This is a genomic window from Marinobacter sp. (assembly GCF_046484525.1).
In the GTDB taxonomy this organism is placed as follows: domain Bacteria; phylum Pseudomonadota; class Gammaproteobacteria; order Pseudomonadales; family Oleiphilaceae; genus Marinobacter.
Map to the genome: position 1 here is coordinate 45568 of NZ_JAWOIS010000012.1, position 14180 is coordinate 59747.

A 14180-nucleotide genomic window follows, 5' to 3' on the forward strand; every position below is an offset into this window, starting at 1 on the left:
CGGAGAGACATCATGAAACTGGTCAAAGACGTGATGATAAGCGACATCATCAGGATTTCCCCCTTCGCCACCCTGCGGGAAGCGTTGTCACTGATGAAGCGCCACGACGTGAAATCACTGGTGGTTGAGCGCCAGAGTGAGCACGACGCCTGGGGACTGATCACCTACACCAATGTCCTGAAGGCGGTAGTGGCAGAAGACGGGGACATTGACCTGCTGAACGTCTACGATGTCTGCGCCAAGCCGGTCATCAGTGTGGGGGAGAGCCTGGCGCTCAGACATGCCGCCAGCCTGATGACCGAGCACGGGGTCAAGCGCCTGCTGGTGTTATCGGACAACGAGCTGAAAGGTTTTGTGGTCATGGATGACATCATGCAGGCACTTCTGGAGACCATCGAATGACCACAGTCGCTTCCCTGTCCTCAGGTCTTGCTCATGACCATCAGCCGGTCCCCTGCCTTTATGTCCAGATACTGCTTGCGGGGAGGGTTCATCATGAGATGACGCCCGCGCTCATCCGGCTCTTCCCGGAACAGGCCCAATGCTATTTCCCCCCTGTCAGCCACGATTTTCTCCAGCAAGCGGAAATCGGTGCTTGCGGGTAACGGGTAATCCGCTGGATCCCGGAACTGGATTTCCGCACCACCGACGGTAAACAACTCGTCCAGCACTACCCTCAATTCCCGGCGCAACGCAACCTGGGCAAGTACGTGACTGAGAATCATCGGGCTGATCAGCATTTCACTTTTATGGCCATAGAGCAGGTGTCGGTTGTCCGGATCACTGAGCTCCATGATTACCTGAGGACGACTCGAAGACTCGGCCAGGATCTCCTCCAGCTGAAGGTAGCCCACCATGGCCCGGGCGTCCGCCTCCTCACCCGAACCAATCCGATCACTGCTCAGCAACATCACCGTGTGATAAGAGGCCGGATCCAGTTTCCTGAGATCCTCCTCAACCATGTAGTCCGCTTCCAGTAAGCGCCCGTTCACACTTGCCAGATCAATGCCATAAAGGGCAATTTCCTGCTGACGCTCTTCCATGGGAATGGCCGAAACCAGATCCAGCTCGAACCTTCGATCCCGGTAGCTGGCGAACTCCGCGGCCAGACTGGCCACCCGTCGGTTCCAGCCCAGCACCAGCACTCGGTGCAAACCGGATCCGGTTCTGACAGACGGTACTCCAGCAGCTCTTTCAATCCTGGCCAGAGCCTCGGCTTTCAGATCGGGGCCAGTGTGGGCATAATCCCTGGCCAGCAGCACGATGCGATCATCGGGCCGAATGACCGTGTCCGAAGGCGCCATCAGGTTGACCTGCCAGCGATGTTCTGCGCCAGGATGCAAAAGACCCAGCACGATGGCATGCGGCCGCTGGGAAGCCAGTTCGCCCAGTGTAAGCCCTTCGGCGGTCTCGCCACCGCGCACATAGATTTCATTGCCCTCTCCGGCGGTGAGCAGTTCATTGTATACTTCTGACAGGTTGGGATGCAGAACATTCTGCACCATCAAACGACTGATGGTGGCATCACCAGCAACCACCTCCACTGCTCCAGGATAGGCCCTTTCAATCACCTGCAGCTTACGCATATCCTGGATCTCCGCCACCACGAAGGGCAGTGAGCCCCCCAGGTGGCGGGCTTCAGCAGCAATCGAGAGCAATGCCTTGACGGTGCCCACATCCGGGGTCAGCAGGCTACCGGTATCCTGCACCTGACTGGGCACAATCACCGCGGCCGCATCCAGGCAGGCGACCCGGTGAAGGGCTTCCGGCTGGATGGCGTTCCCGCTTCGGAAGATGACCTCCCGGGCTCGTCGACCGACGCCAGGCTCATTGATCAGCTCGTGGACCTGTCCGGCGCTGGCCTCCTCCGACAGGACCACAAGGCGCAGTTTCTGGGCGTCGTGCTTTTCCAGGAAGCGCTGCATCCGACCTGAAGAGCCAAACAGCTCTGCAACCAGCGGCGGTGTCTGAGCGGTCCAGCCAAGCACGACGATGTGGTTCTTCAGGGTCACGGGCGTCAGCCCACGCTCCAGATCCTGCATCTTGGCAATCAGCCAGCGGGTCAGGATGGCCACCAGGGTGCCCATGAACACCACATAGCCGGACACCGTCAGCAGGGTGGAAACGATTCGCTGCCAGGTGCCGACATCGTCACCCAGATAGCCCGGATCGGTCAGCCTCAGGAATGCCCACCAGATCGCCGACCCGGCATCCTCGAATTCGCCGCCCTGGGGCACCACCAGCATGCCGCCAATGAGCGAGATCAACCCGATAAAAATCCCGACCACCAGCAACTGGAAACCCGCACCCTTCACCAGCTGGCGCTCTACAATGAACTTGACGCGATCAACAACACGAAATGGCAGCATGGGATTCCCTTTGCCTGATTCAGTCATGCTCCCTTAGGATAGAGCAAAGCGCTCATGGAGGTGAGCCATGGAAGCCTCAGCTATTCACGCTTTGAAATCAACAGGCTGGGTATCCCTTCTGTCGATTCTGGTGATGCTGCCGGTAATCGGCTGGGCGGATAGCGGTCAGATTACCCAGCCGTGGCGGGCCGACGCTGTGGTAGAGGGCCGGGACGAAGCCTACGACAAGGAACGGTTTCTGAATGAACTCACGTTCAGGCACAGCCAGCCCCTACCCGCTGCGGTCGATAACGGCATCCGCGGTACCGGCGGCAGTGTGAGCAGCCGGCGCCTCTACTATGACTTCCGTTTCCGACAGGATTTCGGGTTCCGGAATGACCGCAACGGCTTCCTGCTGGACATCCAGCGCAGCGAGGATCTGGACGGTGCCTATCAGCGTCAGCTCGTGGGATTCCGGCAAGCCGTAACCGACGATACCGAACTCTGGCTGCAGGGCGACGTGTATTCGGACAAATCCGTGTCCGATGTCTATTTCAGCGCCCGCCACCGGTTCGCGGACAACCACTGGATTCATGCCAGCTGGATCCTCCCGGATGCCTACTTCAACAGCAAGACCGACTCCCCGGACGCGTTCGAGACTTTCCCCCGCTCCTGGTTTCTGCAGTGGCACCGCAGTGGTGGCGAACCTGGACTGGGCACGACGGCATCCATGACCCTGACGCCCGAATCCTCCTTTATCAGCCGGCAGGAAAGCCTGCAGGTGGACAGCGAAAGTGTCAGGGCCGCCTTCAGCCACCGTCAACAGATTGCCGACTGGCGGATCTCACTGGAGCTGGACGGGGAACGCACACGCCGGGATTACCGGTTGTTTGCCGAGGGCGAAGGCCAGACCACCGGTTTCGACCGGAACCATTTTCAGCTCCTGGCCGGTTCAACCTGGACCGCCCACCGGCTGAAGCCGGGGTTCGGGCTCGCCTACCGGGCTCTCGACGAACACGGCTTTTTCGGCCGGGCCCTGAACGATGAGGGCCGGATTCGCCGGCGTGAACCGACGGTGTTCGGGGAATTTTCCCTGCCTCTCACGACCGGCGTGAGCCTGCGACCGGCGGTGTACCTGGGACATGCCCATATCCGGCAGACCTTTGAAGAGGAAACCGACAAGGACTTTGACGGTTTTATCGGAAAGCTGGCACTGCCCTTCGCGATGGTTCTCTCCCGCCAAGAGGGGGCCGTACTGACCCTGAACCCGACGTTCTACCTTCACGAATCGCAATTCGGTGGCGGCAACCTGCAACTGCACTGGCCGCTGTAACCGCGACCACGGTCCGGGTCGAAAGCGCAATCACCCCCGCTCGGTCCGCACCGCGGCCAACGCCGCATCCAGGGTCGGATAGAACCGACTGACTCCATGCTCCGGCTTGATACCGGCCCTGGCCAGGGTTTTCAGTGGCTGGAACTGCAGGTCGGCGATCACCACCTGGCTGCCACTGTCACGGCAGGTATCGATCAGTTTGGTCAGTGCGGAAAGACCACCGGCGTCCAGAATGGTGACACCGTCCATATAGAGAACGAAGCCCCGGGCCTGGCGTGACAACTCCGCCAACTCTCCGAAAATCCGGTCAGCAGCGGCAAAGAACAGCGGGCCGTTGATCTTGAAAACCTGCCAGCCCTCGGGCAGTTCCTCTCGGGCGATACGCTCGCTTTTGGTGATATCGGTCACCCGGGTCATCTGCGCCATCTCGCGCATGAACAGCACCGCCGCCAGCAGGACGCCGGTGGTAATGGCTATCACCATGTCCAGGGCCACGGTCAGGCCAAAACAGGTCAGGAAAACCAACACATCACTGCGGGGGGCGGTTTTCAGCAGGTGCACCGCCTTGGGCGCCTCACTCATATTCCAGGCCACCATCACCAGCAAGGCGGCCATCGCCGGCATCGGCAGGTAAGCGAGAACCCCCGCCAGCGATACCAGCGCCAGCAACACCACGCCGGCATGGATCATCGCCGCCACCGGGGATTCGGCACCGGCACGGAAGTTGGCGGCAGACCGGGCAATGGCGGCGGTCGCGGTAATCCCGCCGAAGAAGGGAACCACCATATTGCCCAGACCCTGCCCCATAAGCTCACTATTGGCGCTGTGCCGCTTTCCGGACATGCCATCAAGTACCACCGCACACAGCAGCGATTCGATCGCACCCAGCATGGCGATGGCAAAGGCGGCGGGCAACAACTCCCGCAATAAATCCCACGAAAACCCCAGGGCCTGACCGTCAGGCCCCGGTTGATGCCAGGGCCAGGCAAGCTCCGGGAGGAACGGTGGAATACCCGCGCCCTCGGTACCATCGGGCAGCAGATAGCTGAAGCGCGAACCGATGGTCTCGATACCCGCACCATTGGCATTGAACCACAGGGCCAGGCCACTACCGACCAGAACCGCCGGCAGGTGCGCCGGCACCGGTGTGCGGAGCCGGGGCCAGATCAGCATGACCGCCAGGGTGGCAACCGCCACCAGGGTGCTCATGCCATCCACAGCAGGCAGCGCCTCCGCCAGCACTGCCAGCTTGTCCCAGTAATGTTCCGGCATCGGGGCCACCGGCAGGCCGAAAAAGTCCTTCACCTGCAGGGTCGCAATGACCACGGCGATGCCGCCGGTAAATCCCAGGGTGACCGACTCGGGGATATACTCGATAAATCGGCCAAGCCGCATGATGGCCATGATCACCAGGAGGATGCCGGACATCAGGGTCGCCAGTAACAAGCCACCCAGACCATATTCCTGGGCAATGGGATACAGGATGACCACAAACGCCGCGGTCGGGCCGGAAATGCTATAACGGCTACCGCCGGTCAATGCAATGATGAAACCGGCAATGAACGCGGTATAAAGACCATACTGGGGCGCGACGCCGCTGGCGATGGCCAGGGCCATGGCGAGGGGAATTGCGATGATCCCCACGGTAATGCCCGCCATCACGTCCCGGCCGAAGCGTCGCCCGTTATACCGCTCGTTCACACAGGCCTCGCGGAAGGCATGGGCAATTCGCAGGGAGAACAGATGGGCGCGGTGGGGCATGAACGGTAACTCGACTCCTGGAATGGATTGTTTACATTATATGCTCATAATCTGTACATTCAATGTTAATCAAATTAACATGCCAACAATTCAATCGCTGAAACAGGGTCCGAACACACCATGGAAAACCGCACCGCACGGCTGACACTCCTGATCGATCCGGAAAAGAAGGCCACGTTTGAAGCCCTCTGCAAGCAGGAAGACGTCACCCCATCGCAGAAGGTCCGCCAGTTCATCCGCGAATACGTGGAATCGAAACTGGGGCCGGACTGGCGGGAACAGGAACAGCAGAAAACCGACTGAGCCAAAGGTCTTATACTCTGGTTATGAAACTTCGCCTGTCTGCCCTGTCCCTGATACTGCTAGCCGTCACCGGATGTGTTGCCATGCCTTCCGAACAGAATCCCGTTGCGCCACCCAAGAGCCAGTATGACGCCCGCGTGTTCGACGCGGAAACCGGCACACCGCTGACCGTCCGGGAGCTGGCCGGGCAACTGGCCAACACCGATGTCGTGGTGGTGGGCGAGTATCACGGCCATCATGCCTCACACCTGTTGCAGGCTCGCCTCCAGCAGGCCCTGTTCCGCCAGACCCCCCGCCAGATTCTGACCATGGAGCAGTTCAACTTGGATCATCAGGACATTCTCAACCGTTTCCTGGCGGGAGACCTTGGCGAGACCGAAATGATCGAGGACGCCGAAGCCTGGAACAATTACCGCGCCTCCTACCGCCCGCTGATGGAGTTTGCCCGGCAAAATCGGCTGCCGGTGATTGCCGCCAACGCCCCGGCGGATGTGGTGCGCTGCGTCGGACGCAAGGGCCCGGACTACCTGAAGGCCCTGCCCCCCGAAACCCGGGCACTGCTGCCCGAGACTCCCTTTCTCGACACGCCGGCCTATAAGGAAAAGTTTGTCGAGGCCATCGGCGGCAGCCATGGCACCGAGACCGACGAGCTTTCGGAGCGCATGCGCAACACCTATCACGCCCAACTGCTCCGCGATAACACTATGGCCAGGGCCATTCTGGAGGCACAGTCAAACCACCCGGGCCACCAGATCCTGCATACCACCGGCACCTTTCACAGCGAAGAACGGCTCGGCACCGTGGCCGTGCTGGCGAAGCGCGCACCCGAGCTCTCCATCGCTGTGATCACCCCGGTGTTCTGGCCCGATGAGGAAGACAATGTGCCGCTGGAGGCCAACCGTGGCAAAGGCGACTATCTGTACTTCATCCAGCCACTGCCCGAGGAATTCCGCGACCCGGAGCGCGAGCGCAAGGCCATGGAGGCCCGCTTCACCGACCGGAAGTCGGCCGACTGTAAGTGATCCTTCACGTCCCGGGCGAGCCCACCAGGGCCGCCCGGAACACCGCAAGATCGTCCTCGCTGAACAGAACTAACCGGATCAGGCGCACTGAGGTGAGTCCGGGCACGGCCTTTCGGATGGCGCTCACCGCAACCCTTGCGGCCTCTTCAATCGGGTAACCGAACACCCCCGTCGAAATCGCGGGAAATGCAATGGACGACAGGCGATGCCGGTCCGCCAACTCAAGGGCGTTGCGATAGCAATCCGCCAATAGCTCGTCCGATGGCGTATCAACGCCGTAAACCGGACCCAGACAGTGGATTACATGGGAATTGGGCAAAGCATGGCCGCTGCTGATCACCGCTTGCCCCGGCTCAATGGGTGCAAGTTGCCGGCATTCCTGCGCCAGACCAGGGCCGGCAGCCGAATGAATGGCTCCGGCCACGCCACTGCCTGGCATCAGCCGTGCGTTGGCGGCGTTGACGATGGCATCAATATCCGGCTGGTTGGCAATATTGCCCCGCACACATTCAATGGAAACCTGTGTCATGAAACTCCCCTTTTCCGGCTCTCCGGTTCCCGGTAGTCTTGCCTGATAATCAGGATAGCAGGCCCGCAAGCGAGGGCCTCGGAATACAAGGAGCAGGCATGAAAGTTGTCTCGGCATTGATTCTGGGCATTACCGCCATTGTCGCGGCCTCATTACTGAGTGACGGATTAACCGGCCTGGGTACGGCCGACCGCTTCGTCACAGTCAAAGGCGTTGCGGAGCAGGAAGTCCGCGCAGACCTGGCCCTGTGGCCAATTCGGTTTGTGGCCACGGGGGGAACCCTCAGTGAAGCCCAGGAACGGGCCCGGGGCAGTCGGGAGGCCATCATGGCCTTTCTCAAACTGCAGGCTGTCGACGAGTCGTCCGTGGAGCTGCTACGGCTGGACGTTACCGATACCCGTGCCAACCCCTATCCCGGCAATAACACCGAGCAGAAGTTCATCATCAATCAGACCCTGATGGTGCGGAGCACAGACATCGACCGAATCCGTCAGGCCGCCCAGAACGTCAGTGACCTGGTGGACTCCGGCGTGGTGCTTTCCTCTGATTACGGCCCCGGAGGCCCCACCTACCTGTTCAATGGCCTAAACGAGATCAAGCCGGCCATGATTGCCGAGGCCACGGCGGCGGCCCGTGAAGCGGCCCAGCAGTTTGCGCGCGATGCCAAGACCGAACTGGGCAGCCTGCGCCGGGCCAACCAGGGCGTGTTCCAGATTCTGGCCCGGGACCAGGCACCCGGCATCCGGGAAGATCAGCAGCCGGTCAAAACCGTCCGTGTCGTGTCCACCATCGAATACTATCTGCGCTGACGATGCCGGTGGCTGTCACTGGGTCGCCACCATTTCGTCAGTGACCCGGTATTCCCCCATCAGCCAGCGCATCACTTCGATAGCGGCGGGGTGGTCATAAGCGTCATAGGTATGCAGCAAACTCTGGCGCTTCTCGTCGCCGATCCGCCCGAGGCCACCGTCCTGCAAAACCAGGAGATCGGCCTGCAGCTGGTGGGCAAGCTCGACCCCAAGAAGCTCCCGGGCGGCCTGCAAGAAGGCCTGTCCATACTGGTAGTCGGGCCCTCGCCGGTAGGATTCCGCCAGGGTGATCGCCGGGATGGCGGTCAGGGTGGGCTGCAGCGCGGGGTTGATGCCATGCCCGGCGAGGTGGGCGGCATTGGCGGCCGGCCGGCCTGTGAAGGCACGCAGGTGCAGGTGCTGTGACATCCGGTCCCCGTCGTTGACCGGGTAGTTATCCCAAAGCACGGGCTTCCGCCTCAATAGGTCACCGACCCGCTTCAGGTGGCCGGGGGAAATTTCCCGGGAACAGACCTCCTCGCCGGTCCAGAAGATATTGATGTCCCGGTCCAGCTCCCGGCCCAGCGTAACCAGGTAATCGGCCGGCCGATCGCCAAAGACCCGGTCCAGCACTGGATCATCGGAGTAGTAACTGGGACAGACACTCAGACGGGGAATGTCGGTATGGTCCCGGACCCAGCGCACGATTTCAGCCTGAACCCGTGCCAGATCCGGAGTATCCGAGCGCATATCGTCAAAGAGGATGGCGAGCTCGTCAAGACCCAGCTTTTCCAGGCCCACCAGCTTCCGTTCCAGAGCGCTGCGCGCCGCATCATCGAACCGATTGAAAACCTCGTAGGGACTGAGCCCGACACCGAAGCGCACCCCGCGCTCCCGGCAGAACTGCCCGAATGAAGCCAGCTCAGCGGCTTCTGCCGGTGGATGTGGGTCCTGCCACCGACGGCGCAGAAAGGGATCGGCCTTGGGGGCATACAAATAGAATTCGTAACCGTGCGGAACCAGTGACTTCAGAAGGCTGCGACGCTCCGCCCAGGTCCAGAGAGGACCGTAGAACCCTTCGATAATGCCCAGTGGTGTCGTCATGGTGATCCCTCTCCTGATCAAAAACCGGATCTGCCGAATGGCTCTGCATTACCACATGGTATACCCGGGGCAAGCAAATGGTATACGAGCACCATAGGAGTGGCTCCGGGACGGCGCTATGATGCACCCACACTTCCCGGGAGCCGGCAGCGATGCCAACCAACCAGTCAGCCCGTCTTCAAAGTCTTGATGCCCTCCGGGGTCTTGCTGCGCTCGGAGTCGTACTCTTTCACTATCTGCCCTATTACGACCAGCTCTACACTCACCAGTTTATCCTTCCCACAGGTCTTGATAACGCGCTGCATTTCGGACGGTACGGCGTCCACCTGTTTTTTATTCTGAGCGGATTCGTGATTTTCATGACCCTGGAGCGAACTCGCAGTGCCAGCTGGTTTGCCCTTGCACGAGCCTTGCGACTGTTACCCGCTCTGTGGGCCGGCATCATCCTGACCTCTGTCAGCATTCATGTGCTCGGCCCTCAGGATCGCGCAGTCGGCCTTTCTGATGCCTTGCTCAATACGGTGCTCTTGCACGAGTATCTGGGGCTGCCCCATGTCGACGGCGCCTACTGGAGCCTGGTGGTGGAAGTGACTTTTTACGCCTGGATCGGGTCCCTGTTTTACGGGCTGAAGCAGTGGCGCCACCTGAGGATCGCGCTCTGGCTCTGGCTGGCAGTCAGCTACGTCGGCGTTATCTGGTGGAAATCGCTACCGGAATACCTGGAGTTTCCTGTCAAGGACCTGCTGTTTGTCAAATACGCTCCGCTGTTCATCAGTGGCATGGTCATGTATCGCTGGCATAGCCGCGGCACACTGCCAGCCGGAGATCGGATTCTGCTCATGCTGGCCATCGTCCACAGCCTCCTGGCTTACAAAGCGCCGTACAGTTTCTTCGTTCTGGGCTGCTATGGCACCTTTGCCCTCGCGGCCTCCGGTCGCCTGCAGTTTCTTGCCTGTCGCCCCCTGCTCTGGCTCGGCAGCCTGTCGTATACCCTTTACCTGGTTCACCAGAACATCGGGTACGGGATCATTGAGCTGGCCTATGCCAACGGTTTACACGGAGTGATCGGCGTGTGCCTCGCCCTGGCCACAGCACTGACACTGGCGGCCCTGATTCACCATGGGGTGGAAAAGCCCTGCCTTGCCTGGTTCCGGGATTACCGGACCAGTATGACAAAACGTCCTGACACCCCTTTCCCTGACATGGGTCAAGCTTCTCCTGAGCGCGAGCGGTGAGAATCTCTACTAGACTCATGGACATATAAAGACATCCTGTATGAGAGGAACTCCCCATGGAAATCAAGACCTTTGCCGATCTGATTGACTGGACACGCCAGCTGCACGCCCACCTTGCCCGCTGCCTGAAGGAATCCGCCGGGCAACACCCGAACGAGCGGGCCAGCGCACTGCTGGACTACGTCAGCACCCATGAAAGTCTGCTTGAAACAGCGGTAGCCGAGTACGAAAAGCAGGCCGATCCGAAAGCAATGCAGACGAGGCTGTATGATTACGGTGTCCACAAGCCGATCGAGTCAAACCGCACCTGCGATATCCATTACAAGGATCTGGATTTCACCGGCATCGAAAAGGAAATCTTCGATTTCCACGATCAGGTCATGGACCTGTACGACTCCCTGATCGGCAAGGCCGAAATCCCCGAGGCCAAGGCACTGCTGGAAGACCTGAAATCCCTGGAGGAGCATGAGGCAATGCGTCTGGCCAGCCAGATAGGACGGATGAGCGACGTCTGACAGGTACGACCTAAGTATAATGATCCAGACTAATTCATTCCGTTCGGGCGCAATAATTGCTACCGTGAACTAACATTTGGAGTTGTTCATCCCTACAGGGAACAAAACACCCAAAACACCCGATAAAAATGACAAGAGGATAGAAGAGCAATGAAGATCCGTTCTGTTCTTTCCGCGGCTGTGCTGGCTGTGGCAACTACCTTTGCGGCCACACAGGCGCACGCACAGGAAAAATTCAACCTCAGACTGGCAGAGACCTGGGGCCCCAACTTCCCCATCTTCGGCGACACCACCAAGCGCTTTGCCGAGACCGTCGAGAAAATGTCCAACGGTCGCATCACCGTTCGCATCGACTCCGCCAATAAGCACAAGGCACCGCTGGGCGTCTTCGATATGGTCAAGGCCGGCCAGTACGACATGGGCCACTCCGCATCCTACTACTGGAAAGGCAAGGTTCCCGAAACCCTATTCTTCACCAGCATGCCTTTCGGTATGAACGCCATGGAACAGTACGCCTGGTTCTACCACGGCGGCGGCATGGAACTGATGCAGGAAGTGTATGAGCCGCACAATATGCTGTCCTTCCCGGGCGGTAACACCGGCGTCCAGATGGGCGGTTGGTTCCGCAAGGAAATCAACTCCCTGGAAGACCTGCAGGGCCTGAAAATGCGTATCCCGGGCTTCGCCGGTGAAGTCTTCGCCGAGGTTGGCGTCAACCCGACCAACATTGCCCCGGGCGAGCTGTACACCGCACTCGAGCGAAACACCATCGACGCGGTTGAGTGGGTAGGTCCGGCCCTGGATCTGCGTCTGGGCTTCCAGCAGATCGCTGAATACTACTACACCGGTTGGCACGAGCCGGCCACCGAGCTGCAGTTCCTGATCAACCAGCGGGTCTGGGACAAGATGCCGGAAGATCTTCAGGAAATCATGCGTGTAGCCATGCGCACTGCGTCCTACGACATGCTGGTTCATTCCCAGCACGCCAATGCTGAAGCCTGGGCCAACATCAAGAAAGACTATCCAAACGTGCAGATCAAGCAGTTCCCGGATGACATCTTCCAGGCCATGTACGACGCCAACAAGAAGCTGCTCAAGGAAGCGACTGAAGACAGCGATATGGCTGCCAAGATCATCGAATCCCAGCAGAGCTACCTGGAACAGAGCCGTGCTTACACCGACATCTCTGAGCGGGCATATCTCAACACCATGGCCGAAGTCAAGTAAACTGGGGCCGTTCTGATTGAGAGCCGGGATCGCTCTTCGAGTGGTCCCGGTTTTGTCGTTTCTACCAACCGAGAAATACCAAACCGCTTTGCGGGGGATGTTCGATGGGGTTCATTATCAAACTGGACGAGGGTCTGGCCTGGCTCTCGAAAATTTGTGGCTGGATCGCCTGCGTGGCCATGATCCTGATGGCGGCGAACGTGTTCTATGATGTGGTCGCACGCTACGCATTCAACGAAGTCTCCATTGCCATGCAGGAAATGGAGTGGCACCTGTATTCAGTCGTCTTTCTGCTGGGTATTCCCTATGCCCTGCGTACGGACGGGCATGTTCGGGTAGACGTGTTCTATACCAACTGGAGCGACAAGACCAAGGCCTGGGTCAACCTGATTGGTGCAATTATCTTTGTTATTCCGTTCGCCTATCTGATCGGCACCTACGGTTATAACTTTGCCGTGGACTCTTACAATATGGGCGAGGGCAGTGGTGACCCGGGCGGGCTGCCGCACCGTTGGGTCATCAAGGCAGTCATTCCGTTTACCGCCGTGTTCATGGGGACCGCCGGTCTTAATATGGCGACCTTTGCCATCCGGGTACTCTCCGGCGAAAAACGCTATGAAGTGGAACACAGTGGGGGAGGTCTCGCATGATCGGTATGATTATGTTCGGCGTGGCCCTGATCATGCTGATGCTGGGCTTCCCGGTGGCGTTCACCTTCGGCGGCGTTGCCCTGTTCTTCGGTATTTTCGCCGAGGGCATGGATCTGTTCGCGTTCATGCCGTACCGGATCATGAGCGTGATGCAGAATACCGTCCTGATGGCGGTTCCCCTGTTCATCTTCATGGGCGTCGTGCTGCAACGCACCAAACTGGCTGCGCAACTGCTGACCTCCATGGGCCGACTGTTTGGCGGCCTGCCCGGCGGCCTTGCCATCTCCACCATTCTGGTGGGTGCCCTGCTCGCCGCCTCCACCGGTGTGGTCGGCGCCAGCGTGGTGGCCATGGGCTTGATTTCCCTGCCGGTCATGCTGGCCCACAAGTACGACAGGCGCCTGGCCACCGGTACCATCTGTGCCTCCGGCACCCTGGGGCAAATTGTACCCCCGTCCATCATCCTGATCATTCTGGGTGACGTGCTGGGCCTGCCGGTTGGCGATCTGTTCAAGGCAGCGGTATGGCCCGGTGTAGTGCTGATCAGCCTGTACATCATCTATATCCTGATCCTGACTCGTCTGAAACCGGAAACTGCTCCACCAATGCCGGAGGATCCGACCCGCTCCCGCAAGCAGGAGATCGTCTCGGCCCTGTTAGCGATCATTCCGCCCCTGGCGCTGATTGTGGTGGTTCTGGGCTCAATCTTTACCGGTATTGCCACACCCACCGAATCCTCCGCCTTGGGCGGCGTGGGTGCCGTGGTACTGGCCATCATCTACAAGCAGTTCTCATTCAAGATGGTATGGGATGCGGCCAAGGATACCGTCAGCGTGACCGCCATGGTTTTCGCAATCCTGATCGGTGCGACCGCCTTCTCCATGGTGTTCAGCTACACCGGCGGTGACTATCTGCTCGAAGAATGGCTGATGATGCTGCCGGGTGAGCAGTGGGGCTTCATCATCCTGGCCATGGTGGTGATTCTGGTGCTGGGCTTCTTCATCGACTTCGTGGAGATTTCCTTCATCATCGTGCCGATCCTGGCACCCATAGCCGAGGCCATGGGCATCAACATGCTGTGGTTCGCCATCCTGATCGCCATGAACCTGCAGACCAGCTTCCTGACACCACCGTTTGGATTTTCGCTGTTCTACCTGAAAGGGGTGGCACCACCGGAAGTGAAAACCACGGATATCTACAAGGGCATCATTCCGTTCATTGGCATACAGATATTCGTGCTGGCGTTGATCGTCATCTTCCCGGAATGGTTCGGGATGAGTTCGACTTACTGAGCCAATGGCTCCCTGATAAACCGGGCTTTCACGCCCGGTTTTTTTATGCCCGACCGGAACTAACCTGACAATT

14 protein-coding genes are annotated in these 14180 nt (G+C 59.4%); 10 read left to right on the top strand and 4 right to left on the bottom strand.

Going from position 1 to position 14180, the window contains the following annotated elements:
* Positions 1 to 12: 12 nt before the first annotated feature.
* Positions 13 to 402 carry a CBS domain-containing protein gene (locus R6W86_RS02425; protein WP_343812219.1) on the top strand — a complete coding sequence of 130 codons (390 nt, stop codon included), beginning with the start codon at positions 13 to 15 and terminating at the stop codon, positions 400 to 402.
* 20 nt (positions 403 to 422) lie between these two features.
* Here the strand turns inward: R6W86_RS02425 and R6W86_RS02430 are convergent, their stop codons facing one another.
* Complete coding sequence (locus R6W86_RS02430) at positions 423 to 2369, bottom strand: CASTOR/POLLUX-related putative ion channel (RefSeq protein ID WP_410327805.1); 1947 nt, start codon at positions 2367 to 2369, stop codon at positions 423 to 425.
* Between the two features lie 67 nt (positions 2370 to 2436).
* Between R6W86_RS02430 and R6W86_RS02435 the strand changes: the two genes are divergently transcribed.
* On the top strand, positions 2437 to 3681 hold the full coding sequence (locus R6W86_RS02435; protein ID WP_410327806.1) for a hypothetical protein: 1245 nt from the start codon (positions 2437 to 2439) through the stop codon (positions 3679 to 3681).
* A gap of 30 nt (positions 3682 to 3711) precedes the next feature.
* Here the strand turns inward: R6W86_RS02435 and dauA are convergent, their stop codons facing one another.
* Positions 3712 to 5442 carry a C4-dicarboxylic acid transporter DauA gene (gene dauA / locus R6W86_RS02440; protein WP_410327807.1) on the bottom strand — a complete coding sequence of 577 codons (1731 nt, stop codon included), beginning with the start codon at positions 5440 to 5442 and terminating at the stop codon, positions 3712 to 3714.
* Positions 5443 to 5562: 120 nt separating this feature from the next.
* On the opposite strand from dauA, the gene R6W86_RS02445 reads away from it, so the two are divergent.
* Entirely contained in the window at positions 5563 to 5745 is a 183-nt protein-coding gene (locus tag R6W86_RS02445; RefSeq protein ID WP_410327808.1) for a CopG family transcriptional regulator, read from the top strand.
* Between the two features lie 23 nt (positions 5746 to 5768).
* Positions 5769 to 6767: a ChaN family lipoprotein gene (locus tag R6W86_RS02450; RefSeq protein ID WP_410327809.1), complete on the top strand. Its 999-nt coding sequence runs from the start codon at positions 5769 to 5771 to the stop codon at positions 6765 to 6767.
* 4 nt (positions 6768 to 6771) lie between these two features.
* On the opposite strand, the gene R6W86_RS02455 is transcribed toward R6W86_RS02450, so the two are convergent.
* Complete coding sequence (locus tag R6W86_RS02455; RefSeq protein WP_410327810.1) at positions 6772 to 7296, bottom strand: macro domain-containing protein; 525 nt, start codon at positions 7294 to 7296, stop codon at positions 6772 to 6774.
* Between the two features lie 98 nt (positions 7297 to 7394).
* Here R6W86_RS02455 and R6W86_RS02460 point away from each other — a divergent pair, with 98 nt between their 5' ends.
* A complete protein-coding gene (locus R6W86_RS02460; RefSeq protein WP_410327811.1) occupies positions 7395 to 8105 on the top strand; it encodes an SIMPL domain-containing protein in 711 nt (236 codons plus the stop codon).
* Between the two features lie 15 nt (positions 8106 to 8120).
* Here the strand turns inward: R6W86_RS02460 and R6W86_RS02465 are convergent, their stop codons facing one another.
* On the bottom strand, positions 8121 to 9188 hold the full coding sequence (locus R6W86_RS02465) for a beta-N-acetylglucosaminidase domain-containing protein (RefSeq protein WP_410327812.1): 1068 nt from the start codon (positions 9186 to 9188) through the stop codon (positions 8121 to 8123).
* Between the two features lie 152 nt (positions 9189 to 9340).
* On the opposite strand from R6W86_RS02465, the gene R6W86_RS02470 reads away from it, so the two are divergent.
* From R6W86_RS02470 to R6W86_RS02490, 5 genes are all read left to right on the top strand, one after another.
* Positions 9341 to 10423, top strand: coding sequence for an acyltransferase family protein (locus R6W86_RS02470; protein WP_410327813.1), 1083 nt, complete (start codon positions 9341 to 9343; stop codon positions 10421 to 10423).
* A gap of 56 nt (positions 10424 to 10479) precedes the next feature.
* Positions 10480 to 10938, top strand: a complete 459-nt coding sequence (locus tag R6W86_RS02475; RefSeq protein ID WP_410327814.1) for an ATPase — start codon at positions 10480 to 10482, stop codon at positions 10936 to 10938.
* A gap of 150 nt (positions 10939 to 11088) precedes the next feature.
* Entirely contained in the window at positions 11089 to 12165 is a 1077-nt protein-coding gene (locus tag R6W86_RS02480) for a TRAP transporter substrate-binding protein (protein ID WP_410327815.1), read from the top strand.
* 104 nt (positions 12166 to 12269) lie between these two features.
* Positions 12270 to 12815 (top strand): TRAP transporter small permease subunit, encoded by a 546-nt coding sequence (locus R6W86_RS02485; RefSeq protein WP_410327816.1) that lies wholly within the window; start codon positions 12270 to 12272, stop codon positions 12813 to 12815.
* Entirely contained in the window at positions 12812 to 14107 is a 1296-nt protein-coding gene (locus R6W86_RS02490; RefSeq protein ID WP_410327817.1) for a TRAP transporter large permease subunit, read from the top strand. Before R6W86_RS02485 ends, R6W86_RS02490 begins: the two co-directional genes overlap by 4 nt.
* Positions 14108 to 14180: the final 73 nt, after the last annotated feature.

Coding starts and splice junctions, on each gene's coding strand:
- R6W86_RS02425 (WP_343812219.1), top strand. CDS start 13: ATGAAACTGGTCAAAGACGTGATGATAAGCGACATCATCAGGATTTCC.
- R6W86_RS02430 (WP_410327805.1), bottom strand. CDS start 2,369: ATGCTGCCATTTCGTGTTGTTGATCGCGTCAAGTTCATTGTAGAGCGC.
- R6W86_RS02435 (WP_410327806.1), top strand. CDS start 2,437: ATGGAAGCCTCAGCTATTCACGCTTTGAAATCAACAGGCTGGGTATCC.
- dauA (WP_410327807.1), bottom strand. CDS start 5,442: ATGCCCCACCGCGCCCATCTGTTCTCCCTGCGAATTGCCCATGCCTTC.
- R6W86_RS02445 (WP_410327808.1), top strand. CDS start 5,563: ATGGAAAACCGCACCGCACGGCTGACACTCCTGATCGATCCGGAAAAG.
- R6W86_RS02450 (WP_410327809.1), top strand. CDS start 5,769: ATGAAACTTCGCCTGTCTGCCCTGTCCCTGATACTGCTAGCCGTCACC.
- R6W86_RS02455 (WP_410327810.1), bottom strand. CDS start 7,296: ATGACACAGGTTTCCATTGAATGTGTGCGGGGCAATATTGCCAACCAG.
- R6W86_RS02460 (WP_410327811.1), top strand. CDS start 7,395: ATGAAAGTTGTCTCGGCATTGATTCTGGGCATTACCGCCATTGTCGCG.
- R6W86_RS02465 (WP_410327812.1), bottom strand. CDS start 9,188: ATGACGACACCACTGGGCATTATCGAAGGGTTCTACGGTCCTCTCTGG.
- R6W86_RS02470 (WP_410327813.1), top strand. CDS start 9,341: ATGCCAACCAACCAGTCAGCCCGTCTTCAAAGTCTTGATGCCCTCCGG.
- R6W86_RS02475 (WP_410327814.1), top strand. CDS start 10,480: ATGGAAATCAAGACCTTTGCCGATCTGATTGACTGGACACGCCAGCTG.
- R6W86_RS02480 (WP_410327815.1), top strand. CDS start 11,089: ATGAAGATCCGTTCTGTTCTTTCCGCGGCTGTGCTGGCTGTGGCAACT.
- R6W86_RS02485 (WP_410327816.1), top strand. CDS start 12,270: ATGGGGTTCATTATCAAACTGGACGAGGGTCTGGCCTGGCTCTCGAAA.
- R6W86_RS02490 (WP_410327817.1), top strand. CDS start 12,812: ATGATCGGTATGATTATGTTCGGCGTGGCCCTGATCATGCTGATGCTG.